We start from the raw sequence: 24,522 nt of genomic DNA, 5'->3' as shown, positions 1-24,522 counted from the left end.
ACTGGCTTTAGTGATACGTCTCCGTCTCATACCAGATGTCGTCGACCAGTTTATTCGCTAGAAGCATCGATAAATTTAGAGTGTCGTAATCTTTTTCCTTATCCAGCTCCCGCATGAGCAGGGCTCCGATCCATTCGCGTTTGTCCAGACTTTCCGGATCGTGAAAATCGATAAATCCCGTCAGCTCGCGGCGGCTCACGTCGATGGTCGCCTGCGCAATCGGCAAGCCTCCATGAGACTGCTTGTACAGATCGTAAGTAAGCGTATCGCCGTCGTCCCGGGTCAGAATGACCGAGTAGTCAAGGGCGCCTGTGCCAGGCTGTTCCGCTGTGTACTCGCTTAGGCCCGGCTCGTCCTCGCTCAACAGATCCTCGTGTGTCAGCTCCAGCGTTTCGACCACGACACCGTCCGCCAGCATCTCGATATAAAACGAATCCACCTCGTCAGGATCAAAATCGGCAACAAGCTGTTCGATGAGCGACTCGGCTTCTTCCTCCGACGGGCCGATCTTCCAGTCGACCTCGGCCGTCACATCGGTCCCGCTTAGCAGAGCGAACGCCTCCGCCAGCCATTCCCCATCCCCGCCATAGAAATGGTACTCGATCCGATTGCGGCTTTCACCTACGACGACAAGCTCCCCGGAGTATAGCTCCTCTTCATCGTCATCGTTCATCAGCATCGTATCGATCTCGTCCGGCTCGACATCTCCGAGCCATGTATCGTCGTCGTCCTCGAACAAAGCCCGGTCGTCCAACAGCTCATCCCCATCCGTTTGATCCCCGAATGATATCATAAGCTCGTAGGAGCTCCAGGTCACGATCACTTCACAGTCTTTGGCACCAAGCGCCTCCGTCAAATGCCGGATATAGTTTTGCGCCGCTTGTACCGCTTCCATTTTCCATTTGCCTGCAAGCGATTCCCGCTCGAGCTGGACGGAGCCGGCCAAACGCCCGTTCTCCCGGTATACCAGCGTCATCATCCCAACGAAACGCCCGTCCAAGAGCAGTTCGGTAACCTCCCCGCCGGCCGTCTTCAGAGCAGGCCTGAGCGCGATATTCGTCATGACTCCATTCTCCTCTCGAGGTTGTTGCTGCATAATATGCGGAATTGGCCCATTTTCTATGCGTCCGGGCAGCTGTCCGTATCTAAAAAGGAGGCTTCACAATATGATGGAGTATGCCGAATGCGGAAACCGGCTATCCAGGTAGCCCAAAGATAACCTTATCGGTCCGCATTCGGAAAATACCTTCATATGGGGAGGAATTGCAGGTGTCTGGTATTGGCTTCGGTACGACAACCGCCGTTATACTTGTACTGTTCATCCTGCTCGTAATCGTATCCCGCGGGTTTTTGTACTAATAACGGAACCTAGTTCTCCAATCAAATCGATTTTATAAGGAGGTTATCCTATGTCCGGAGTAGGAGGAGCATTCACGTCCACTGGTGTCATTCTCGTACTGTTCATTTTGCTCGTAATCGTATCCCGCGGGTTCTTGTACTAATATCGCGGGAAAAATAAAGGGGCTGTACGCCGGGCTTCAAGCCTGGCGTACAGCCCCTTCTTCTATATCATCAGAAAACGTACCGGTTCAGAGCGACATAAACGCCCTCTTCGTTGTTCGAGACCGTAACCGCATCGGCTGCCCGCTTCACATCCTCCGGCGAGTTATCCATTGCGATGCCGAGCCCGGCATACCGGATCATCTCGATATCGTTGTAATAATTGCCGATAGCCGCAACCTCGGTCCGGTCGATGCCGAGGGATAGCGCCAATTCTCGCAAAGCGCTTCCCTTCGTAGCGTCCGGGTGCATCAGATCGATGAAGTAGTCGCCGCTGCGGAGCACGGTAAGCGGCAGCCCCAGCTCCGCCCAGTCGTGCTCGGCCCGGTCGATGGCCTGTTTATCGCCGAACACGGTAAATTTGACCGGCCGCTCCGGCAATTCGGACATAGCGGCGATCCGGGTCGGCTGGAGCATATATTTGTCATACATACCGGCTACTTCTTCGCTGAGTTCTTCGTCCACGTACAGTTGGAACGGCGTGCAAACGTCATAATGCAATCCGTTGTCGCGGCAATAAGCGAAGACCGCGTCCAGTTCACCGATATCGAACGTATAGTTGTGAACGATATGCCGGTCCTGCGAGCGGACCGTAGCCGCCCCGTTGTGCGTAATAATCGTTCCTTCGAGGCCGAGCCGCTCAAGGATCGGCAGCGTGTTCACCGGAGAGCGGCCGGTGCACAGCACGATCGTCGCCCCTCTATCCGCAACGTCTCGAACCGCGCGAATCGTCCTTTCCGTCAGCTCGTAACGGTCGTTCAGCAGCGTGCCGTCCACATCGAGCGCAATCAAGCGATACTTCATTCCTTCCTCTCCCTCTCTCTGTACGTACGGGCTATCCTCCCTAGCTTCAAACGCCAGCCCTTTAACCGGAATGATTCTTAAGCAGCTCGAGCTCGTCCTCCGTCAGCTCCCGGTATTGTCCTTCCGCCAGATGCTCGTCGAGCAGCAGCGGTCCCATCGAGATGCGCTTCAAATAAACGACTTTTTTGCCGACCGCCTGAAACATCCGCTTCACTTGATGAAACTTCCCTTCCATTATCGTCAGTTCGATTTTGGCAACGGTCCGGGCCATGGGATCGCCTTCCTTCAAAACGACCAGCTTGGCCGGCATCGTCCGGTAGCCGTCGTCGAGTACGACGCCTTCCTCGAACGCCGCTATGTCGGCTGCGCCGACAGCCCCCTCCACCTCGGCGAAATACGTTTTGGGCACATGCTTCCGCGGCGACAGCAAATTGTGCGCCAGCTTGCCGTCATTCGTAAGCAGCAGCAAACCTTCCGTATCTTTATCGAGACGGCCGACCGGAAACGGCTCGAAGTGGCCGTATTCGTCCGCCAGCAGATCGAGGACGGTCCTGTCCCGGCTATCTTCCGTCGCCGATACGACCCCTTGCGGCTTGTTAAGCATCAAATAAATGAATTCACGGTACACGACCCGCTCGCCATCCACCAGGATCATATCCAGCTCGGGATCGACCTGCAAACCGCTGTCTTTGACCGATACATCGCCGATTTTCACCGCTCCTTGTTTGACGATGCGGCGTATTTCGCTTCGCGTGCCGTACCCCATATGCGCCAAAATTTTGTCAAGCCGTTGTTTTTTCCCCACCTGTAATCCCCTCTCTGGCCTCGCATGAACATGTATTTCGAGCTTAGCGTTCAAAAAATGATCATAATTTTAGTGTTGTACCCGGAAGGAAACAGAGGGGAGCAAGTAGAATTTTATATTTCTGTCTGCAAAAAATACTGTATCCGTTCCGGGGGGATCACGTGAAAAAGCTGCTCATTTATTTAGGCATTATCGTCGGACTATTCGTCCTACTTTTCATTGTAAATCATCAAAGCGAAAAGACAAAGGAGCAAGCCCGCGTCAGCCAAATCGATCCGGCCATGAACGACAAATCGAAACAGCTTTACGGTGTGGAAGCCGTCAAGCTCAGACCGGAGACGCTCGCTCAGCTCGGCGATGCGAACTACCAGAACATTATTAAAACGGCCGATCTCAAGAGCGATCTAAGCGCCAAAAAAGATATGTTCGTCTACTATTTCCAAACGACCTGCCCACACTGCATCGCCACTACGCCGATACTGAATCCGATCGCCAAAACGGCGGGCGTCGATCTGAAGCAGTTCAATCTGTGGGAATACGAGGCGGGCTGGAACGAGTTCAACATCAAGGCAACGCCGACGATTATTTATTACAAAGGCGGCAAGGAAGTGCTTCGCATGGAAGGCGGCATCAGCCATGACGGACAACCCGGTTATTCCGCCGACGATTTCAAAAAGTTTTTCGAGGAAGCGAAGAAAAAGTGACATGCCAACAAGCGGCCAATTCCTTTCGGGGATTGCCGCTTTTTTGTATGTAAACCGGGGTTCCGTTTACGGTTCTTGTTGTTTCGCGGGCGGAAACGCTTTAAGCTCCTCGACCATCGCCGCTAGTTCGGAATGCACAATCGCAATATCCAGATCGTAAAACTCGCACGGCTCCTCATCGATGTTCAGCAGCTTGTCCAAATACGCTTCCGCATCGGCGACCAGCTTGCCGAGATCGATCCCCATCGTCTGCCGCGGATAAAAGCTCAGCTTCTCGATCCCTTGCGAGAACAGCTTGATGGCGCCTCCGACATTGCCGTTCCGGTGGTGATACAGCGCGACCGCCACTTGCAGAAGCCCCTGGTACAGCGGATTGCGCCCTTCCTCCAGCCACAGCTCCTCCATCACCTCGTGGCACTCGAAATAGTCCCGTTCGACGTTGAAATAGTATATAAAATCGACAAACAGCAGATCAAACCCGTTCATCTCCGGCCTCCTTCGACGTGTGAAATGGAAGCGAAGCCCTCACTTTCCGGCTAACGTCCGAAAAGGGGGCTTCTGTGCCTCTGCTTCCAAGCGTGTGCGGGTACTCAGATCGTATCCGACTTTTTAGCGCGCAGCGCCGCTTCCTCTACCTGCACCGCCAAAGCCCGCATGCCCATTATATCTTCCGTTTCCCACAGCTCGTTGAATTTCAGCTGGAAGCCCGCAGCCTCCCGCACGCGATGGTAATAATACAAATCCTGAATCTGGTTCAGCAGCTTCGAAACCAGGTTCGAATTGTCCTCGAACAGCCGCTGGGCATCCATAATTTCGTCGCGGATATGCGACATTTCCTGATCGAGCGCGTAAGCCGCTTCCGCCGCCTTTTGCAGCCGGTGCTTGACGTCCTCGGGCAGCCTCTCGCGATGCTTGTAGCTCAGCGAATGCTCGATCGTCGCCCAAAAATTCATCGCTAGCGTACGCATTTGGATTTCCGCCAGCACCGTTTTTTGACCGAGCGATGTTTGGATCGGATATTCGATAATAATATGGTAGCTGCGATAGCCGCTTTCCTTATAATTCGTAATATAATCTTTTTCGTAGACGACGGACATATCTTTACGCTGCCGAATGAGCTCCGACAAGCTTTGGATATCCTGGATGAACTGGCACATGATGCGGATGCCCGCTATATCCTCGATTCCCTGCTCCAGCCGGTCCATCGGAACTTGAAGCCGCTTCGCCTTTTCCATAATGCTTGAAATACGCTTTACTCGCCCCGTCACGAATTCAATCTGCGAGTATTCTTCGCGGGCTTTCATTTCCGTGCGGAGCGTCTTGAATTTCACCTTCAGCTCCTCGACCGCCTGCTCGTATGGAATCAAAAACTTTTTCCAATCCCTGCTGTCCATACGACCGCCTCCTGAACCCGTTGTCATGCTTTTACACCGGATCCGACCGCTTCGGAAACATGCCGGAATCCGTCCCGCTCAAGCAAGCCGCGCAAGCCTTCGTTCAATTCGCGCAGAAGGCCGGGCCCTTTGTAAATAAGAGCTGTGTACACCTCCACGAGACTTGCTCCGGCACGTATTTTTTCATATGCGTCTGACGCTGTGAAAATGCCCCCCGAGCCGATAATCGGCAGCTTGCCGCCGGTCTGCCGGTATACGCGGCGCACGATATCCGTCGAACGCTCGGTTAGCGGCTTGCCGCTCAGGCCCCCGGTTTCTTTCGCATTCGGGTGGCGCAGCCCTTCCCGGCCAATCGTCGTATTCGTGGCAATAACGCCGGAGACGCCGCTCGACACAAGCGACTCTACCATATACTCCAGCTCGGTTTCCGTTACGTCCGGCGCGATTTTTACAAAAACGGGCTTCAGCGGCAGCTTGTACGTTTTGCTCGCCTTGTCCATCTCGTCCTTGACGGCGCGAACGAGGCTTTGCAGCTCGGCTCCATGCTGCAAATTGCGCAAGCCGGGCGTATTGGGGGAGCTGATATTAACGACAAAGAAATCGCCGTACGGATACAGCGTCCGCACGCATTTGCGATAATCGTCCTCAGCCTGCTCGTTCGGCGTATCTTTATTTTTGCCGATATTGACCGCAACCGGAATACGGACCCGGCCGGCCTGCTTCAAGTGAGCGGCCATCGTCTCCGCGCCTACGTTATTAAAGCCCATCCGGTTCACAAGCGCGTCATCCGCAGGCAGCCGGAACAGACGCGGCTTATCGTTACCTTGCTGCGGTCTGGGGGTAACCGTGCCGACTTCCATGAAACCGAAGCCGAGAGAAGCGAAGCCGCGTACCGCCGCGGCATTTTTGTCGAGCCCGGCCGCAAGCCCGACCGGATTCGGAAACGTGATTCCGCACAGCGATACGGTCGTAGCCGGATCGCTCTTCACGCCGCAAAACGTATGGATGAGCGAGGACATGCCGGGCACCCGGCTAACGGCTCCCAGCCCGTCCACAGTCAAATGATGCGCTTTCTCGGCGTCTATTTGAAATAAAATGGGTTTTGCCAAATTGCGGTAAATCATGCAGTACACTCCACCTTATTGTAGACTCTATCGATCAGTTTATCCGTTTCCGCGGCAAAAAGAAAGTCCAACGTTTCGGGAAGCAGCACTGAAGAACGCCTCCAACGCTCGTGCAAACCCTTTCATTGCGAATTCCGATTTGTTATACTATTCTGAAAAGGAAGAGGAAAGGTTGATCCGCGAATGGCGAACCGGAAACCGAACTACATGCAGCGCAAACCTAAAAATGAAATGAACAAAAAGGCGATCGTCTGGGTCGCCTCCGTTATCGGCGCGATCGTGCTGCTCATGATCGTGCTGCTCATCTGGAATCCGTGACAGCCGCGAGGTGGCAAGCGAAAAACTCCCTGCGCCCCCTTTCCCTGACCAAGCCTCGTCTATCGTGTTACGGCAGGTACAGGGAAAGGGGTTATTGCGCTTTAGGAAACTGTAAAGTCCGGCAATCTGCTGTCAGTCCAGCCATTTGTACGTTTTGTTAGGATTCGTCTCGTCCGCGGCCGGCGGCAGCCGCAGAGCCGCTTCGGCGCGATTCGCCCCAGAGGGAATATCCAGCTTGTCGCCGATTACAACCTTCGTTCCTTTCGGCACGAGGTCGAACAGCTCTTCGACGTCGGGCGTCAGCATGCGTATGCAGCCGAGCGACTTGTCCTTGCCGATGCTGGAAGGCTGGTTCGTCCCGTGTATAGCATACAGCGTATCCGAAAGCGTCATGCCCCTGCTTCCGAATGTTCCGTTGTCGCGGCCGTTCGGATTGCGCACCTTCTCGGTAATCGTAAACTCTCCTACCGGCGTCCGGTCGCCCCCCAAGCCGACCTGATAGCTGCGAACGACAACGCTTCCGCTAACAAGGGCAAGCGTATGGGTCGTTCTATCGATCAGAATGCGCATCGGTTCCTTCAGCGCCTCATCCGACGTCAGCAGCGGCGATGCGGCGGGCGACGACGGTTGCCCCGTTTGTCCGGCTTGTCCGGCTTGTCCGCCCGAACCTGCGCTCGCCGCTCCTCCGTCTCGCTTGCCGCCTGTAGCCGGCCCTTCTTGCCGCTGTCCCTTCCACCGATCGAAATAGGTTTTCATCGCCGGCGTATAACCGGACAGCCAGTTATCCGGATAACTCCGGGCTAGCTGCTCAATCGAATCCGGCGTTTTGCCGTTCACCGCTTCATAACCGGCTACAGCGGAACGGACGATCAACTGCTGGAGCTGGGCGCTTTGCCATTCTTTGTATCGGATCGCGGCCAATGCCCCAGCAGCCGGCTCGCACTGGCATGTCTTGGCATCGTAATAGGTCAGGCGCGTGCCGGCTGCCGTATCCGAGCGCTCTGCCAGGACGACCGGACGAACCGGCGACGGCCACAGGAGCCATTTGCGCCCCCCGTTCCAGTCGGGATCGGCGAGCAGCAGCGACTCCGCTTTTGTTTTCGCTTTATCCTGAAAACGGGTTAACAGTTCCCCGATCTGCCCCGTCCGGCTTGCTCCAGGACTGTCTCCTACCGTATAGACGACGTCGAATGCTTCGCCTCCCATATGGGCGAGCAGCGCCTGATTTGCTTCAAGTCCGGCCTCCAGCACCCCGCTCGCTTCCGAAACTGCGGATGTTCCGGAAAGCGGATCGGACTGAACCGGAATATAACTTCCGAGCAGAAGCAACAGGGCGACGACGGCCGTTTTCCACCCGGCTCGTTTGCGTCCGGTTGCCGCCGTCTCCCCGGCGCCGTTCGCATCGGCTGCTTGATCCTCCTTGGAGCAGTGCGGTAATTTATTCTCGAACGCGCTGAATACTTCTCCCGCTTGCTGGAAGCAATAATTCGCTTTCCCTACCTCGCCTTTGGCCATATATTGACGGCCCAGCAAATACCAGGCCATTTTATTGTTCGGATGCTCTTTGATGTAATCTTTCAAATATACTTTATCTTCCGGCGGCGTTTCCATTCCGGGTTCATCCCTCCTGTATGCGCGGGTCGTCCGCCATCCCGTTTCTACTATATATAGAAGCTGCCGGCGCTGTACTCAAACAAACGCAAGTAACTCTACCAGTATTATCGGTCAGGCTGATGCCGTTTTGAAGGGACCGTTTCGCCCAAAAAAAGAAGAAGCCTGTCGAAAGGACAGACTTCTATCGAAAACATAAACAGATCCGGCTTATTGGCCGTCCGTCTTGTCCCGCAAAATAACCGTGCGGGTCGATTCATTCCACTCTACGTCCAGGCCAAGCTCTTCGGCAAAAAAGCGCACTGGCACAAATGTCCGGTCATCCTTGATGTATGGCGCAGCGTCGATCTCTTTCGTAAGCCGGCTTCCGCCATTCACCGTTTTCACAAGCTCGGACTTGTCAATCGTCAGCCCGATCGTTGTGCCGCCCTTGCTTAAACTTACGCTGCGTGCTCCGGTTTCCGCCTGCTCCGCAAATTTAACGTCGAAGCCGAGCCCTTCGGCAATAACCCGGACCGGCACCATCGTACGGCCGTTCGATAGTTCCGGCTGCGCGTCGAATTCGATCAGCCGCGTGTTGTAGACCACCTTGATCGTTCCGTCCGCCTTAACCCCCGCCGGCAGCTCGTAGAAAGCGACTTTTCGGATCTTGTTATTGTAGGCGTCGGCCACAAGCAAGCTGCCGTCCGACGTCACCGCTACGTCCGAAGGATGGTGCAGTTCTGCGTTCCGTTCCGTACCGTCGCTGCTACCGGCTTGATCGTCCCCGGCAACCGTACGCACAATCCCGTCCTTCAAATAACGAATCGCGTGATTGAGACTGTCCGCAATAAGCAGTCCGCCATCTTTCGTGACGGCCAGCCCTCTCGGGAAATTGAACTTTGCCCCTGCCGCCTTGCCGTCGGCAAATTCTCCCGTTACATACAGTTCCGATGCGCCATATTTGACAGCCGTGCTGCCGGCAACGGTCGATACCGTATTGGTGGCCAAATCGATGTAACGGATTACTTGGTTGCCGGAGTCGCTTACGAACAAGTTGCCTTTCGCATCGAAGGCCAGTCCGGTCGGTTCATTAAACTTCGCCGACGAAAGGGCGCCATCTGCAAAGTCGCCGGCCGGTACGTACTGCCCCGGCGCCACCTCGACAGAGCGGGTGGATTTGGAGTTCAAGGTAGACACCGTGCCGTCAGGCGTGATTTTGCGAATCGCATGGTTGAGCGTATCGGCTACGTATAAGGTGCTGTCTGCGGCAACGGCGATATCCTGGGGCGAATAAAACGCCGCCTCCTTGCCTTTACCGTCTTTGCTGCCGAGTACTCCGTTTCCGGCCAGCGTTGTGACATCGCCATTCGTTTCGATTTTGCGGATGGCATGATTTTTCTCATCGGCCACATAAATGTTGCCTTTGCTGTCTGCGGCGAGTCCCTTCGGCTGCTGGAAAACGGCTGCCGCCGACTTGCCGTCGAGCAGAGCACCGATCGGATAGTTATAGGCATCCTTGCTGATCGTGATACCGGCGAAAGTGGTCACCTCATCCCCGGCGATTCTACGGATCAAATTACTGCGGGCATCGGCTACGAGAATCGTTCCGTCCTTCAGCGGCAGCACGCTCCACGGAGCGCGGAACGTCGACTCCGCCGTTTTGCCGTTCGCTTCACCCAAGTCGCCTTTTCCGGCAAATGTGGAAACTCCGGCGAGCAGTTGCCCTTCTCCGCCGACCAAAGCTTGGTCGATGCCGGCACCAAAGGCCGTCGTTCCCCCGAGAAGCAAGGCTGCGGCAAGCAGCGGCGCCGCTATAAGCTTCAACGATTTTTTCATCGGTTTCTCCTTTGCTCGTTTAGTCTAGTAACCGGGCGCTAGTAAATGCATCAAATCGGTTAAATCGTTTCCGTCGTGGACACCATTTTGGTCGATGTCAAAGCGATATGCGTTTTTGGCGAACCAGACCAGATCCGCCAGATCGAACTTCGAAGGATCGGGCGAACCGGGGCGGGTAACGGATACGACCGAAAGATTCGCCTCCCCGCCCTGCACCGGATCGACTACGCTTGTCGGCACGAGTGTAAAAGGGAGACCCATTTCGTTTTCATAGTAAAAATAATTCGGTATTGTCGATACTTTATTCGGCATGAAGTGTACGAACGTAACCCGCCCCAGACTATCCGAGAGGTGGGGAGTGTCGATATAGTAATTTCCCTCAATATGTTCTTTCGAGTAAACAATCTGGCCGTTCAATTGTACGTTCGATTCCGGTAAAGTCTTAGTGAGCGTCACCGTGTACAGATCGGACGGCGAGAAGATGGTCTCTTCCTCCGTAATCGTTATAAACCGTACGTCGTTCCCGTTCTGTAGGCGAAGGATTGGATTTTCCCCATACTTCGCATAATAATACAATACCTGATTTGCCGGTTGTTCGGTCACAGAGTCCTCATCCGGGTAACCATTCAAGGAGTCAACATTAGTATGGTAGTACAGATTAGCCGTCGGATCAAATCCTTTGGCTACCGTTTTGTATACGGATGAATACTCCATACCGGGAGGCCGATATCCTACAAAGAATGAATCTTCGATCAGATTGTTGTTCAAGAGGAGACCATAGATCCGATTCCCTTGTTCAATCGATATGTTCGGGATGAATGCGCGACCGTTTACGAGATTCGCTTCCCCAAGCAGTGTTCCAGTCGAACCCACAATACGGGCTGCGCTGTACTCCTGCATTTGCGATAAATAAATATCGAATTGGCTCGGAGGAGTTGTCGGATAAATCCACTGATACAACCTGGTGTCCCAAAATGTAAAAGAGTTCTTCTCCTTGTAGTAAATCCCTGGTGTATTCATCCAATAAGGCAATACGGCAAAATGAAGCTCGGCACCGAGAAAACCCTCCACTTCGAACACAATCTGGCTTCCTGTCCTAGTGATTGGCTCAATCTCTTGACTAACACCGTTTTGAACTTTAGACATTACGGTCGATTCGGGATTATAGTCTTCCGTAATATGCAGAGTCACGATGTAATTGCCTACACCGTCCAAAAGGACCGTACTTGTATTATAGCATTTCGGGTTGGGTGCAGTATTGGAATATACCGAAATATAAACCTGATTCGCTACACTGCTGCAATTGATAGTCGGCTGCTCAAAAGCACTAGCTTCTTTTGCGCCAAGCAAGCCGAGCAAGGGGAGCATCCCCAAGGTCAGCGTCAATATAAGGACGAAGGATAACACTTTCGAATGAGTCTCTAGTCGATGAATCAAAGCTATACCCCCATTCCCATTCTCGGCTCGATCCAATATTCGAGCGAAGCCGGCTGATAGTGTAGGCCCTCAAGCTTGGTTCCGTTTTTGTTCATAATAATTACTTTCTGGATCGTAATGGCGTCATGGATTTCCGGGTCTTCAATGTACATGTCGATCGCGTACAATGGTATGCGGACCAGCACCTTCTCGCCAGTAATTCCGCTTATATTGCCTGGATCGGAAGCAGCCGAGGCGTACGCCGTAACGACGTATATGATTTCGGACGTATACTCGCTTTCTGGGTTGTCATTATCCGGCCTTACGCCCATTGTGCTAGCGCTGTTGACAGTCGAGAATACGTAGTCAGTTTCCTTATCGTAATACTCCGTCATTCCAACTTCGTTAGATTCTCCAACCCATTTTATTCCTTCGCCCAATCTCAAGTGCAGCTCGATCGCATAGAAGCCGTCTGCCGCATACGGGAAATCGCTCATAACCACACCCAAATCGAACCAATCATTGCTTCTGAGCTGTAGCGGCTCTCCTGCCACAAAGCTGACCTGCTGGTTCGGCACTACCTTCAAGCCTATGTTCCGCTGCGATGCCGGTGCGTTCCGCTGAATCTCAACACCGGGTACAGACCTCGGATCGCTCTCGTTACCGGCCTTATCGATTGCCACAAGCTGCAGCGTGTACGAACCGTCATTCAGGCTGAACGGAATTTCGACGTAATCCGCTTCCGTGGTCCCTTTTCCCGTTGCCGAGCCGAGCAGTGTCTGTCCATTCCGTAATTCGATCTTAGCCCCATCTTCCCCTTTAGCCCTGAGCACAAGCGGAATACCGGAAGTGAACACCCGAGGTTGATTTTCATCCACCTTCGGCGCATCGGGTCTAATGGTGTCTACTTTGAACTGCACCGTCTTGGATGTTATCTTCCCTGTCGTGTCCATCGCCGTTACCGTGAACCTGTTGGGCCCTTCCACCAGATTCGTGACGGTAAACTCCACATCGGTCGTCATTCCGGCACCCGGCTTCGTTTCCAGTAATGTTGCATTCGGCCCTTCGCCTTTATACAGGCTAATTTGATTGCCCTGCGCCGTTCTGGCCTTAATCGTCTGCTGATTCGAGCCAACTACTGCTTCACCGTTTGGTTGTACCAAAAGCTCAGGCTCCGTCGTTACCAGCTTGAACTTTACCGTCTTCGTCGCAATATTGCCGCCTGCATCCTTTGCCTTTACTGTGAACGTGTTGAACCCTTCTGTCAGACCTGTGACGATAAACTCCACGTCAGTCGTCATTCCGGCTCCCGGCTTCGTTTCCAGTAATGTTGCATTCGGCCCTTCGCCTTTATACAGGCTGATTTGATTGCCTTGCTCCGCTCTGGCCTTAATCGTCTGCTGAGTCGAGCCAACTATTGCTTCACCGTTTGGCTGTATCAATAGCTCGGGCTCCGTCGTTACCAGCTTAAACTGCACCGTCTTCGTCGCAATATTGCCAACCGCATCCTTTGCCTTTACTGTGAACGTATTAAGTCCTTCAGTCAGACCTGCGACAGTGAACTCCACATCGGTCGTCATTCCGGCTCCCGGCTTCGTTTCCAGTAAGGTTTCGCCTTTATACAGGCTGATTTGATTGCCCTGCGCCGTTCTGACCTTAATCGTTTGCTGATTCGAGCCAACTATTGCTTCGCTGTCCGGCTGTACCGAAAGCTCGGGCACTGTGGTAATCAGCTCGTACTTTACCGTCTTCGACGTAACATTACCTGCCACGTCTTTTGCTGTTACTGTGAATGTGTTAAGTCCTTCGCTCAAGCTCACCGCAAAGCTTACTTTCACATTCGGTCCAAGTCCGGTTTTCGTATCGAGCGGTGAAGTCGTACCATCCTTAAAAATCTGTACGGTCGAGCCTTGCTCGGCATAAACGGAAATTTCCTGGGCAATACTGTTTACCGCATGTACGCCATCGCCCGGGTGGATTACGCTCAAATCAGGCGGCATTCGATCAACAGGCGTTTCTCCGCCCGTACCGTCTCCGCTTCCTTCGCCATTATCGCCGGGCGCTGTGGTACTTCCGCTACCGCTTCCACCGGTTCCTGGACTGCCGCTTCCACCGCCGGCATTGCCCGGCAAGCTTTGCGAGATGCGCTGCTGTTCAGCCGCATTTCCCTGCTGCTGACGCTCCCGTTCGGCCATCAAACGTTCCAGCAGCTCTTTGTTTTTCTGCAGATTTTGCTGCTGCTCATTCCGCCGCTGCTCGAGTTGACGCTTCAAATCTTCCATCCGCTGCTGTTTCTGCTTGAGCAGCTCCGGCTTTAAACCTAAGGACGGATCGAACGGTTTCGCATGTTCCAGATCGATCGGGTCATTTTGCAAGCTTTCATTCGCCTTTTTGATCAGTTCCTGAACTTCATTCCGAGGAAGCTTGCTGGACTGAATAGCTTCGTTCGCAATACCTGCAATCAAGCTCGTCAAGTTACCGCCGAAATTTTGTAGATCGTCTGGGTTGTCCAAAACAAGGCCATTATTCAGATCAATTTGCTTTGTCCCGTTCTGCAAATCATTCACGAACTGGCTGTTTTCTTCCCGAATTTGCTGAATCGTCGAAAGCAGCGCGCGAATGATTTCCGGCGACGCATTCGCAACGAAATCGCTGATGTCGAGCGGTGCTACATTTTCATTATAGTCGTCAGCATTTCCGAGGGATTGTAATATTTGCTGACCCGGATAAATGAAGGCGGGACCAGAGCCGGATGTCCCTGCATTCGGCGAAGCTGTCTCCAAAATGCCAGACAGCATAAGTGCGTTCAGCTGTCCCATTCTCATTTCGATATAACCGTTCGAACCGCGTACGCTCATGACCGCTGTCGGCGTCGACACTTCAAACTCGTCGTCCGCATTGACGAGCTTTTTCACTTTAAACCAAAGCGAGCCCGCCCATACGCTCAGCTTCGATTTTTTTCCGCCTTGGGCGTCTTCGACCAAGGACGATATGTACAGCTCCGTATTCGGCCCGATTGTGACCTCTTCGTCCATGTCTACGACTTTCAGCACAATGCTGGAGCCCTCTTCCGTACGAATATGATCGCCCTGATTCAGGCTCATATCGTCAAAAGCCCGATACTCGGTCGAGCCGCCTGCTTTCGTCACCATAACAGTGCCCTTAACGCTGGATACGATCGCGGCCCGGCTCTCCTTCGCCATAGCAGCCCCGGAGAACAAACCGGACAGCATACCGAGCAGCAGCGTAAGGCATAGCGTGATCGGCAGCATTTTACTTATTTTCACTGGTTCCATCCCTTTCCTTGCAGGAGTAAACTCGCACCTCTATTCGGCAGCCGCCGATTTGTCTGCGAGCACCTGATAGATCGTTATCGGCAATTCCTTCCCTTTCACCTTGATTTCTCCCATGCTTTCGATATCGAACAAATGCTTGACGCGCTCATAAACATGATCGCTGATCAAAATTTGTCCCGGCTTGGCGTTCGATTCCAAACGGGCCGCCAGATTGACCGTATCTCCGATGGCCGTATAGTCAAGGCGGAGATCTTCGGAGCCGATATTGCCGACGATAGCCGGACCGCAGTTGATGCCGATGCCGAAGCGGACCGTAAAGCCCAGCTTCGCCATGAGCCTCTCCTCCAGCATCGCCGTTTGCTTCTTCATTTCAAGAGCAGCTCTTACGGCCATCTCGGCATGATTGTCATACCGGACCGGCGCCCCGAACATCGCCATGACCCCATCGCCGATAAACTTGTCGAGTGTTCCGTTATATTTGAACACCGCTTTCGTGCAAACATCCAAGTACTCATTCAAAAACTGGATGACCTGCTCGGGCTCGAGTTTTTCCGAAAGCGTCGTAAATCCGCGGATGTCTACGAATATTAATGATATATCCATCCGTTCGCCGCCCAGCTTCACTTCTCTTCCGCTTGTCAGCATTTGGTCGACGACCGCCTTCGGCACAAAGCGGCCGAAAATGCCCGTTACCCGATTGCGTTCGCGGCGCTCCTCCAAATAATGGCTGACTATCGACCAGACGTACAACAGCATTATGGCAAAAAGCGGATAAAAGATCGGTATGTATAAATGCATGACTTCATTCACTATGACAAAAACGAACATGTAGCCTATAAACAATCCGAGGAATAAAAAGAATGCCGCTTTTCCTCTGAATCTATGAAACAGAAACGTTCCTAGCAAAACGATCAGAGCGATAACACCAATCCCGACCGGCTTGCTTGCTTCGTGCCAAAACTTGTTTTCCAGTATCGACTGGACCATGTTGGCGTGAATTTCAACCCCGAACATTTTGATCGAACTGCTCATCGGTGTCATAAATTCGTCCTGCATGCCCGTCGTATACGGTCCGATCAGCACGATATCGTTCTCAAACGATCTGGCATCCACCTTATCGTTCAAAACATCGCTGAACGAGAACGAATCGTAGCCGGTTCTCAAGTCTTTCTCCTGTCGCGGAGACGTGTAGTACTGAGTAATAATCTGGTTTCGGGCATTCGCCGGGATCACCTGCGAGCCGCGATACCATTTCCCTTCACCTGAATCCCATCTCACCCGCTCCTTCTCATCCAGCGCAAAATTGGCCAGCTTCACGCTGAACGCTTCTACAAGCTCGCCGCTTTTCTCGGGAAGTCCTATAATAAGCCTTCGAACCTTATCGTCATTGTCCGGGAATACGTTAACGTGGGCCAATTGGCTTCGCGGCGCGCGAATGGCGGCAGTAGGAACTTCGATGCGGTCGTACTCGAGCAAATGGTCAGCCTTCTGTTTAGCGGGGAAATTGAAATTAACCGGCAGCACTACATTATTATATTTGGCCATAACGGCCGCTAGCGCCTCGTCCTGTTTCGGGTCCTTGCTCGGCTCCGGGATCATGACGTCAAGCCCGATCGCCTTGGCCTTGCCTTGCTCCAGCTTTTCGATTAATCTGGCGTATACGGAGCGGTCCCACGGAAACTGACCGATCGTATCCAGCGATTTGGAGTCGATTTTAATAATTTTAATGCGCGTGTCCGGCTCGCGCTGCATAACAACCTTCGAGCTGAGCGCATCGCGCAGCGGATTCTCGATATAGTGGAACGAACCTCCCGTTCCGGTTGTATAAGTCAGAGCGGCGAACAAAAAAATAGCCGTCATCGCAACGACCATCGTTTTCCAGTTCTTTCGACTCATCCGATTCCTCCTCGTTTGGCGTGCAGGCGTATGTCGATAGGGACTATTCACCACTCTCCTACCCTAATCTATTGTAAAACCGATGACATTTTATAGCAACGCCCGATTGCGGAATACCGACTTTATTTATCAATTTTTGGGTCTTTATGTCTAGCAACATGTCGAAAATAGGCGAATTCTGAAAGTGCCGTCCAAGCAAACGATAAAAAGGGCAGGCTCCGTCAAGCTCGGAAACGTTGTCCGGCTAATGGCCACTTTCCCCGGTCTCAATTAGCGGAAGCAAAAGTTCCGCTATGGACGACGGAGTGCCCCGATCCGGAGCAATAGGGGAAGCAAAAGTTCCGCTATCGCCATCTGTTTGCCCGCGCGGAACCTGAATTTGGGGCCATAAAGGAAATATCGCTTCCTTTATACCAATGTAGACGGCCCGTAAATCACGATAACGGAACTCGCAGTTCCGCTGGGGCTGTGCCGTTTGCAGCGCTCCCCTTACCTGGAGGCAGGCGAGCGGAAGCGATTGTCGAAAATACCGATTTACCTTTTAGCGAACTTCCGCCTTCCACAATAAGAAAACGTCTATCGACGCATTTCAAGGATGAGCGATTAGCGGAAGTTATTATTGGTAAAGAAATTCGTATTTCGTGTCGCTTTAACGCTTTACCGAACTTAAATTTTCTTTAACAATCACAAAAAAACCTTTTCCTCAGGAAAAGGTTTTGGCTGCGCTTCTTAGTTAAACGGTGTGTCGGCAATTTTGATGGAATCGGTAGGACAGCCATCGGAGGCGTCTTGCAGATCGTCGTACAGATCTTCCGGGATTTCCGTTATGCCCAGGTTGTTGTCGCCGTCAAAAATGACTTCCGCAAGACCTTCGTCATCGTAGTCATAAATGTCAGGGGCCGTTGCCCCGCACGCGCCGCATGCGATGCATGTATCTTTATCTACGAATGTATACTTCGCCATGAATGATTCCTCCTCAGTTTATAACTCTATTGTCCACTATAATACAAAACGTTGTAAAGTTCAAACGTAAAGTCATCCTAATTATGCCTTCTCCTGTAAGGAAAGTTCACGAAACTTGTAATTGAAAATGGTTATCAGAGAAACATGGATCGATGAATATGCAGGGTTACTCGACCGCGTTTTAGCGGATGTTTCTCTGGGTAAAGAAAGCCCCACTTCGCTCTAAATATTGCCAGCGAAGTTAAGCTTTCTTTAACGAACAGAGAAACATGGATCGATGAATATGCAGGGTTGTTCGACCGCGTTTTAGCGGATGTTCACTCGTCCAATCCGCGCTCGCGAAGATGATCCATTTGCAGCGAAGTGCCCCTTCGCTTGTGATTGCGAATCCAGGCGGAGGGATCGTTCCCGACCATGCCGGCGGTCAGGATCGCGTCCTCTCCGTACTTGTCGCGAATGCGGTCCATCGCTTCGTTAAGCTGCTCCTTCTTCGGCTGCTTCTCGTATTCGAACAAATCGAGCTGAATGACCGTATTTTGCTTCGGCTGCAAGCTTTGCAGCGTTACGCCGAGAAGTCGCACCGGCTTGCCGACATCCCAGTGGGCCGCGAACAGCTTGACGGCTATGCGGTGAATATCGTCGGCGTTTTCCGTCGGCACCTGGATCGTCTGCGCCCTCGTGATCGTCTTCATATCCGGATCGCGGATCGTAATCTGCACCGTGCCGGCGACGAGCTTTTGCCGCCGCATTCTTCGCGCGACCTGATCGGACAAGTTGAGAAAAACGCGGGAAATGTCGGCCAGCTCGGTGACATTTTTCGGCAAAGTCGTCGTATGGCCGATCGATTTGCTCTGCTCCCGCTCCGGATTAACCGGGGAATCGTCGATTCCGTTCGCGGCCCGTTTCAGCCAAGAGCCGTATACGCCGAAGTGTTTCACCAGAAACGATTCACCCGCCGCCGCCAGTTCGCCGATGGTGCGAATATTCAGCTTGCGCAGCCTATCGCCCATCCGCGAGCCGATGCCGTACATGTAAGAGCACGGCTTATCCCATAGCAGCTTCTCCACATCCCGCTTGCGCAGCACCGATAACCCGTTCGGCTTCTTCATATCCGACGCCATCTTCGCGAGCAGCTTGTTCGGGGCGATGCCGATCGAACACGGCAGATGCAGCTCGTCGCGGATGCGATTCTGGATAAGCGCAGCGATCTCGATCGGTGTGCCGAACTGTTTGGAGCCGGTAATATCGATAAAACATTCGTCGATGGACATCGCCTCGACAAGCGGCGAATAACTGTAGACGATCTGCATAAAGCGCCGCGAAAATTGCCGGTACAAGTCAAAATCCGGCTGAAGCACGATCAGCTCGGGACAGATTCGCAGCGCCTGACGAATATGCATGCCCGTCTTGACCCCCTTCGCCCTGGCCGGGTACGAAGAGGTGACGATAATGCCTTTGCGCAGCTCGATATTGCCGCCCACCGCCAAAGGCTTTCCTTTATATAAGTCCGGCTCTACCGCCTCGTGAACCGAGCAGTAAAACGCGTTCATGTCGATATGCAAAATGACCCGGCCGTTTCGAGGATAAGAGCCGTCCCGATTCGTTTGCTCGGACATCTTTGCCAACCTCCACCGCTTTGAGCGCGAATATCCGCGCTTTCGTAAAAGACGTTATTCCAAGCATACGACTTTTAGGAAAACACTTCAACTTCGAGACGTAAAAGTGCTATAATGAAAGGAATGCAGCGCGGCTTTACGCTTCATGAATGTGAAGGAGGACGTACGATGGCAACCCCTGTAACCATTTTCGACACGACCTTGCGGGACGGGACGCAAGGAGAAGGAATCAGCCTTTCCGTCGAGGACAAGTTGAAAATCGCCCAAAAGCTCGACCATCTGGGCGTTCATTATATTGAAGGTGGCTGGCCGGGAAGCAACGGCAAAGATATTGAATTTTTCCACCGCTCGAAGGAACTGAACTTGTCCCAAGCGAAAATTACCGCCTTCGGCAGCACCCGGCGCAAAGACTCAAACGCGGAAACCGATCCAAACTTGAACCGTTTGATCGAATCGGGCGTATCCGTCGCCACGATCTTCGGAAAATCGTGGGATTTTCACGTTCATACGGCGATCCAGACGACGCTGGACGAGAACTTGAACATGATTTACGATTCGGTCCGTTATTTGAAAAGCCGTGGACTGGAAGTCATTTATGACGCCGAGCATTTTTTTGACGGTTACAAAAACAATCCCGAGTACGCCCTGTCCACCATTAAAAAAGCGGAAGAAGCCGGAGCGGACTGGATCGTCCTGTGCGATACGAACGGCGGCTCCCTGCCTGGTGAAGTGACCGAGATCGTCGGTCTCGTCTGCAGCACGCTGAAGACGCGCGTCGGCATTCACGCCCACAATGACTGCGAACTCGGCGTAGCGAACAGCCTTGCGGCGGTACAAGCCGGAGCCCGTCAAGTGCAAGGAACGCTTAATGGTCTCGGAGAACGGTGCGGCAATGCCAATCTGTGCTCGGTCATTCCGAACTTGCAGCTCAAACTGAACTACAGCTGCATTTCCGACGAGCAATTGCAAAGCCTGACCTCGGTTGCCCGTTACGTCAGCGAGATCGCCAACATGAACATGCCGGTGAACCAGCCTTACGTAGGAGCAGCCGCATTCGCGCACAAGGGCGGCATTCACGTCTCCGCGATTATGCGCCACGCGAAAACGTACGAGCATATCGTCCCGGAACTGGTCGGCAACAAGCAGCGCATCCTCGTATCCGAGCTGGCGGGCCAAAGCAACGTTCTCGCCAAAGCGCAAGAGATGAATCTCGATATGAACAACGAGACGACCCAGACAAAGCAAATTATCGAGAAAATCAAGGAGCTCGAGCATCAAGGCTACTCGTTCGAAGGGGCGGACGCTTCCCTGGAGCTGCTCCTGCGCCGCGCTTTCGGCGATATCCCCGACATGTTCACCGTCGATTCGTTCAAGCTGATCGTAGGCAAAAACGGCGGGGCCTCGATTTCCTCCGAAGCGATCGTGAAGCTTCAAGTGAACGGCGAATCCGTCTATATGGCGGCCGAGGGCAACGGACCGGTCAATGCGCTGGACAACGCGCTGCGCAAGGCGCTCGTTCAATATTACCCGGATATCGAACAAATGCATCTGTCCGACTACAAAGTGCGCGTTATTAACGAAAAAGATGCTACGGCGGCCAAAGTCCGCGTTCTGATCGAGTCGACCGACTTCGACAATACATGGAGCACGGTCGGCGTTTCCGAGAACGTTATCGAAGCAAGCTGGGAAGCATTGGTCGACAGTATCCGCTACGCCTTAATCGGCAAAACGAGGATCGACAACCAGACAGCATCGGCCGAAAGACTCGGTATCGTCAATCACTAGGGGTTCGCCGCATACAAGTTAACAAATAAAAGCTGCTGAAACGGACATAATCCGTTCAAGCAGCTTTTTCTGTTCTTGCAATTGGTTTACGATTCGATCAGCCGTTTGATTCGTTTCTCCAGCTCATCCGGATGCAAAACGCCGAAGCCTTCTTTAATAATCCCGTTCTTGTCGACCAGAAACGTCATCGGGATCCCGTTAACCCGGTATAGTTCTCCTACCTTGCCGTCGCTATCGAGCAGCACGGGAAATTTGAACTCAAAATGCTTGACAAACGACTTGATGTTGTCCATCCGGTCGCTGGCGGTCATGTTTACCGCGTAAAAGTCGATCTGATCTTTATATTTATCATATAGCTGCTTCAAATCCGGCGCTTCCAGCTCGCAAGGTCCGCACCAGGAAGCCCAAAAATTGACGAGCAGCGGCTTCTCCCGCGTGCCTCCGACTTCGTATACGTTGCCGTCCAGCGAAGACAGCTTGAACCCCGGGGCCAAATAATTCGGTTTTGGCGCAGCTTCCTTCGCGGACGCTTGACGATCCTTGGAGGCTATATTTTGATAAATGGCAAAACCGGCCAACAGCACAACGGCAACTAGAATCAATACGTTACGCTTCATCTTGGTTCCCCTTCTTGTAGGTTCTTGTCGCAAACCGTAGACCGCACATTCCAGCCTACTCTCTATATTATCGTCTTTGCTTGCCGATTTCCATTCCCCAGGTGTCGTAATCCGTATATTTTGGCAAAAAGAAACCGAATGCCCGCTTTCGGCGGAGGTCATATTAACGGTACAAATGCCTTCAAGAGGGAGACGCTCATGGAAAAAACCAAAACGCGCAGGCTTGCGATATCGTTTCAAAGCGACATTCCCGATACCGAACAGGAGACGAATGCCGAAGCCAAGGACAAGCAGCCGGACGAATCCGGCTCGAAGGGGCGCCTGCTGGAATTTCTCGCTATCGCTACCGTTCCGATGGTTCTTGTGCTGGGCAACTCCATGCTTGTTCCAATATTGCCGGATATGCAGGAAATACTCGGAATCAGCAAATTTCAGAGCAGTCTCGTCATCACCTTATTTTCGTTCGCGGCGGGCCTGTTCATTCCGGTTCTTGGCTACTTGTCCGATCGCTTCGGACGCAAGGCGATTATTATTCCTTCCTTGATCGTTTATGGCGCGGCAGGCATACTGGCCGGCTTTGGAGCTGTCTGGAAATCGTACACCATCATTATCGCGGCGCGCGCCATTCAGGGGCTGGCGGCGGCGGGAACGGCTCCGATCGCGATGGCGCTGGTCGGCGATATGTATAAGGGAGCAACCGAAAGCAAAGCGCTGGGGCTAACCGAGGCATCCAACGGCGCGGGGAAGGTAATAAGCCCGATACTAGGCTCGCTGCTGGCCCTTATCGTGTGGTACGCCGCCTTTTTCGCCTTTCCGTTATTTTGTGCCCTTTCGCTCGTCGCCATGATTTTTCTCATCAAGGAACCGAAGCGGGAGAAACAGCCTCAGAAGCTGAAGGAATATATCGAGGGGATCAAATCCACATTTAAGCAAAAGGGCCGCTGGCTTATCACCTCGTTTTTCGCCGGATCGCTCGGGCTGTTTATTTTGTTCGGCGTGTTGTTTTATTTGTCCAACGTCCTCGAGAAAGATCCTTACAATATAGATGGCGTGAAAAAAGGTCTCGTTCTCGCCATCCCGCTTCTCGGCATGGTTACGACGTCCTACATTACGGGCAGCGTCATTAAGAAAAACGGCATTTTGATGCGCTGGCTGATGAATATCGGCTTGATCCTGATGACCGTATCGCTCGGAGCGTCGATTTTCTTCTTCAAAAACTTATATTTGTTCATCGGCTTGCTGACCGTCAGCAGCATCGGCACCGGTCTTCTGCTCCCCTGTCTGAACACGATGATAACCGGATCGGTCACGAAGGAAGAACGCGGCATGATTACCTCGCTTTACAGCAGCTTGCGTTTTCTCGGCGTAGCCGCCGGCCCTCCCCTGTTTGGCTGGATGATGGGGGTGTCCGACCGGATCGTATTCATATCCGTATCCGCTCTGTCGCTGCTGGCGTTAGGTCTCGTCTTTTTTATGATTAAACCGGACAAGCAGGTGAACTGAATCCATCTTCACAACAAAAAATCGTCTGTTCCGGCTTGACGGAGCAGGCGATTTTTTAAAGCTCTTTAGGTTACAGCATACTTTGCACCGTCCGCCCTAACTCCTTATAATGAAAAGGAAAAATCGGAAGGAGCGCTGTCCGGTGCAACATATCGAACGAAGCGTGCTGCAAGCGATTGCCTGGCACTGCCGGAGGGAACTACCGCGCGAAGGCTGCGGAGTGTTACTCGGCTCCAGCCAAACCCATTCGGCGAATCCCGCCGTCATCACGGCATGGACACCGATCGCGAACCGTGCGATTAATCCGCTTGCGTCGTTCCGGTTCGACGAGGCGGAGTGGATCGCCGCCTTGTATGCCGCCGAACGGGACAGTCTGAGCGTACTCGGCCTGTTTCATTCGCATCCGCAAACGGAGGCGTATCCATCCGAAGACGATATTACCGGAACTGCGTGGGATCGGATGAGCTATTGGATCATTTCCTATGCCCCGCCGTACTCTCCGGACTCCCCAAATGTTCGGGCCTACTGGCTGAATTCTGCGACGAATCGAATCGTCCCTTGCCCCTATAAGCTTTTTTAGCGGCTTAAAAAGTCGTACAATTCTCCAAGCGTCCGCACATCCCGCCTAATCGTCTCGCCAAGCAAACATCTCCACAGCTGCGCTGTCATCTCCGCGTCGCTAAGCGCATGGTGGCGGCCGTTCACCTCAATGCCATAATCGCCTAGCAGCGTATCCAGATCGTAGCTGCCCCGCTTCGGCTCAAGCCTTTGAGCCAAAATCAGGCAGTCGATGAAACGATGGGACAAGTTGACCTTCGATGTTTTCCACAGCGCTGAGTTCAAAAAATGCTTGTCGTGTCCGCTTCCGTGAACGACCAGCACGCGGTGGCTGACGAACTCCAGAAACTGCTTCAGCACTACGATCAGCTCCGGAGCGCCAGCAGCTTCCTCGTTTCCTATCCCGGTTAGCCGAACGACGGTATCGGGTATCGTTTTTTCCGGCTTCACGAGGCTGTAGTAGATCTCCGATTCCCGCACATCGTCGCCGACCATCGCCACCGCTCCGACCGATATGATCTCATCGCCGTTATAAGGGGAAAATCCGGTCGTTTCCAGATCGAAAACAACTGTTTCCAGCTTTTGCAGCGGAATATCGTACATGCTGTTTTTGCGCTGCTCCTTCATAACGGAGCGGATAAAGGCCATTTGCTGCGCGCTTTGCGGATTAAACATCGACGTAACGGCAGGCGTAATGCCGCCCATTTTGTACAATCGCCAAAACTTGGACATAC

General features: G+C 53.0%; 22 protein-coding genes. 7 read left to right on the top strand and 15 right to left on the bottom strand.

Translation table 11 applies throughout. From position 1 onward, the window contains the following. Positions 1 to 7: 7 nt before the first annotated feature. On the bottom strand, positions 8 to 1,063 hold the full coding sequence (locus D7M11_RS11070) for a hypothetical protein (protein ID WP_120747258.1): 1,056 nt from the start codon (positions 1,061 to 1,063) through the stop codon (positions 8 to 10). A gap of 200 nt (positions 1,064 to 1,263) precedes the next feature. Here D7M11_RS11070 and D7M11_RS37325 point away from each other — a divergent pair, with 200 nt between their 5' ends. After that, the gene (locus tag D7M11_RS37325; protein ID WP_420818046.1) at positions 1,264 to 1,359 is read left to right on the top strand and encodes a YjcZ family sporulation protein; all 96 of its coding nucleotides are present in this window, start codon (positions 1,264 to 1,266) and stop codon (positions 1,357 to 1,359) included. Between the two features lie 50 nt (positions 1,360 to 1,409). Continuing rightward, on the top strand, positions 1,410 to 1,502 hold the full coding sequence (locus D7M11_RS11060; RefSeq protein ID WP_120747256.1) for a sporulation protein YjcZ: 93 nt from the start codon (positions 1,410 to 1,412) through the stop codon (positions 1,500 to 1,502). 70 nt (positions 1,503 to 1,572) lie between these two features. Here the strand turns inward: D7M11_RS11060 and D7M11_RS11055 are convergent, their stop codons facing one another. Next, the gene (locus D7M11_RS11055; RefSeq protein ID WP_120747255.1) at positions 1,573 to 2,364 is read right to left on the bottom strand and encodes a Cof-type HAD-IIB family hydrolase; all 792 of its coding nucleotides are present in this window, start codon (positions 2,362 to 2,364) and stop codon (positions 1,573 to 1,575) included. Between the two features lie 61 nt (positions 2,365 to 2,425). Then, entirely contained in the window at positions 2,426 to 3,169 is a 744-nt protein-coding gene (locus D7M11_RS11050) for a pseudouridine synthase (RefSeq protein WP_193556170.1), read from the bottom strand. A 161-nt stretch (positions 3,170 to 3,330) separates the two neighbouring features. Here D7M11_RS11050 and D7M11_RS11045 point away from each other — a divergent pair, with 161 nt between their 5' ends. Further along, a complete protein-coding gene (locus D7M11_RS11045) occupies positions 3,331 to 3,873 on the top strand; it encodes a thioredoxin family protein (RefSeq protein WP_120747254.1) in 543 nt (180 codons plus the stop codon). A 66-nt stretch (positions 3,874 to 3,939) separates the two neighbouring features. Here D7M11_RS11045 and D7M11_RS11040 read toward each other — a convergent pair whose 3' ends face one another. The 3 genes from D7M11_RS11040 to D7M11_RS11030 form a co-directional block, all read right to left on the bottom strand. Continuing rightward, complete coding sequence (locus tag D7M11_RS11040) at positions 3,940 to 4,359, bottom strand: DUF309 domain-containing protein (RefSeq protein WP_120747253.1); 420 nt, start codon at positions 4,357 to 4,359, stop codon at positions 3,940 to 3,942. Between the two features lie 104 nt (positions 4,360 to 4,463). Then, on the bottom strand, positions 4,464 to 5,267 hold the full coding sequence (gene yjbM, locus D7M11_RS11035) for a GTP diphosphokinase (RefSeq protein WP_120747252.1): 804 nt from the start codon (positions 5,265 to 5,267) through the stop codon (positions 4,464 to 4,466). A 23-nt stretch (positions 5,268 to 5,290) separates the two neighbouring features. Beyond that, entirely contained in the window at positions 5,291 to 6,391 is a 1,101-nt protein-coding gene (locus D7M11_RS11030; RefSeq protein ID WP_120747251.1) for a quinone-dependent dihydroorotate dehydrogenase, read from the bottom strand. 183 nt (positions 6,392 to 6,574) lie between these two features. Here D7M11_RS11030 and D7M11_RS37735 point away from each other — a divergent pair, with 183 nt between their 5' ends. Then, positions 6,575 to 6,709 (top strand): hypothetical protein, encoded by a 135-nt coding sequence (locus tag D7M11_RS37735; RefSeq protein WP_275671684.1) that lies wholly within the window; start codon positions 6,575 to 6,577, stop codon positions 6,707 to 6,709. 132 nt (positions 6,710 to 6,841) lie between these two features. On the opposite strand, the gene D7M11_RS37730 is transcribed toward D7M11_RS37735, so the two are convergent. The 7 genes from D7M11_RS37730 to D7M11_RS10995 form a co-directional block, all read right to left on the bottom strand. Then, positions 6,842 to 8,320: a L,D-transpeptidase family protein gene (locus D7M11_RS37730; protein WP_120747250.1), complete on the bottom strand. Its 1,479-nt coding sequence runs from the start codon at positions 8,318 to 8,320 to the stop codon at positions 6,842 to 6,844. A gap of 210 nt (positions 8,321 to 8,530) precedes the next feature. Further along, the gene (locus D7M11_RS11020) at positions 8,531 to 10,138 is read right to left on the bottom strand and encodes a stalk domain-containing protein (RefSeq protein ID WP_120747249.1); all 1,608 of its coding nucleotides are present in this window, start codon (positions 10,136 to 10,138) and stop codon (positions 8,531 to 8,533) included. Positions 10,139 to 10,162: 24 nt separating this feature from the next. Then, on the bottom strand, positions 10,163 to 11,524 hold the full coding sequence (locus tag D7M11_RS11015) for a hypothetical protein (RefSeq protein ID WP_193556169.1): 1,362 nt from the start codon (positions 11,522 to 11,524) through the stop codon (positions 10,163 to 10,165). 53 nt (positions 11,525 to 11,577) lie between these two features. Next, on the bottom strand, positions 11,578 to 14,850 hold the full coding sequence (locus D7M11_RS11010) for a FecR domain-containing protein (RefSeq protein ID WP_120747247.1): 3,273 nt from the start codon (positions 14,848 to 14,850) through the stop codon (positions 11,578 to 11,580). Between the two features lie 30 nt (positions 14,851 to 14,880). Continuing rightward, complete coding sequence (locus D7M11_RS11005) at positions 14,881 to 16,746, bottom strand: CHASE2 domain-containing protein (protein ID WP_120747246.1); 1,866 nt, start codon at positions 16,744 to 16,746, stop codon at positions 14,881 to 14,883. Positions 16,747 to 17,475: 729 nt separating this feature from the next. Then, a complete protein-coding gene (locus D7M11_RS11000) occupies positions 17,476 to 17,709 on the bottom strand; it encodes a ferredoxin (protein ID WP_120747245.1) in 234 nt (77 codons plus the stop codon). A gap of 317 nt (positions 17,710 to 18,026) precedes the next feature. After that, positions 18,027 to 19,325 (bottom strand): DNA polymerase IV, encoded by a 1,299-nt coding sequence (locus D7M11_RS10995; protein ID WP_120747244.1) that lies wholly within the window; start codon positions 19,323 to 19,325, stop codon positions 18,027 to 18,029. A gap of 168 nt (positions 19,326 to 19,493) precedes the next feature. Between D7M11_RS10995 and cimA the strand changes: the two genes are divergently transcribed. Beyond that, positions 19,494 to 21,110: a citramalate synthase gene (gene cimA / locus D7M11_RS10990; RefSeq protein ID WP_120747243.1), complete on the top strand. Its 1,617-nt coding sequence runs from the start codon at positions 19,494 to 19,496 to the stop codon at positions 21,108 to 21,110. 86 nt (positions 21,111 to 21,196) lie between these two features. Here the strand turns inward: cimA and D7M11_RS10985 are convergent, their stop codons facing one another. Continuing rightward, complete coding sequence (locus tag D7M11_RS10985) at positions 21,197 to 21,727, bottom strand: TlpA family protein disulfide reductase (protein WP_120747242.1); 531 nt, start codon at positions 21,725 to 21,727, stop codon at positions 21,197 to 21,199. A gap of 198 nt (positions 21,728 to 21,925) precedes the next feature. Between D7M11_RS10985 and D7M11_RS10980 the strand changes: the two genes are divergently transcribed. Both D7M11_RS10980 and D7M11_RS10975 read left to right on the top strand, forming a co-directional pair. Beyond that, complete coding sequence (locus D7M11_RS10980) at positions 21,926 to 23,230, top strand: MFS transporter (RefSeq protein WP_120747241.1); 1,305 nt, start codon at positions 21,926 to 21,928, stop codon at positions 23,228 to 23,230. A gap of 142 nt (positions 23,231 to 23,372) precedes the next feature. After that, the gene (locus D7M11_RS10975; RefSeq protein WP_158606555.1) at positions 23,373 to 23,810 is read left to right on the top strand and encodes a M67 family metallopeptidase; all 438 of its coding nucleotides are present in this window, start codon (positions 23,373 to 23,375) and stop codon (positions 23,808 to 23,810) included. Here D7M11_RS10975 and D7M11_RS10970 read toward each other — a convergent pair. Next, on the bottom strand, positions 23,807 to 24,520 hold the full coding sequence (locus D7M11_RS10970; RefSeq protein WP_240041050.1) for an exonuclease domain-containing protein: 714 nt from the start codon (positions 24,518 to 24,520) through the stop codon (positions 23,807 to 23,809). The genes D7M11_RS10975 and D7M11_RS10970 overlap by 4 nt on opposite strands. Between the last annotated feature and the right edge of the window lie 2 nt (positions 24,521 to 24,522).

The organism is Paenibacillus ginsengarvi, assembly GCF_003626695.1.
GTDB lineage: Bacteria > Bacillota > Bacilli > Paenibacillales > NBRC-103111 > Paenibacillus_AB > Paenibacillus_AB ginsengarvi.
Note: the sequence above shows the minus strand (reverse complement) of the source record. Positions and strands in the feature narration are given on the sequence as shown.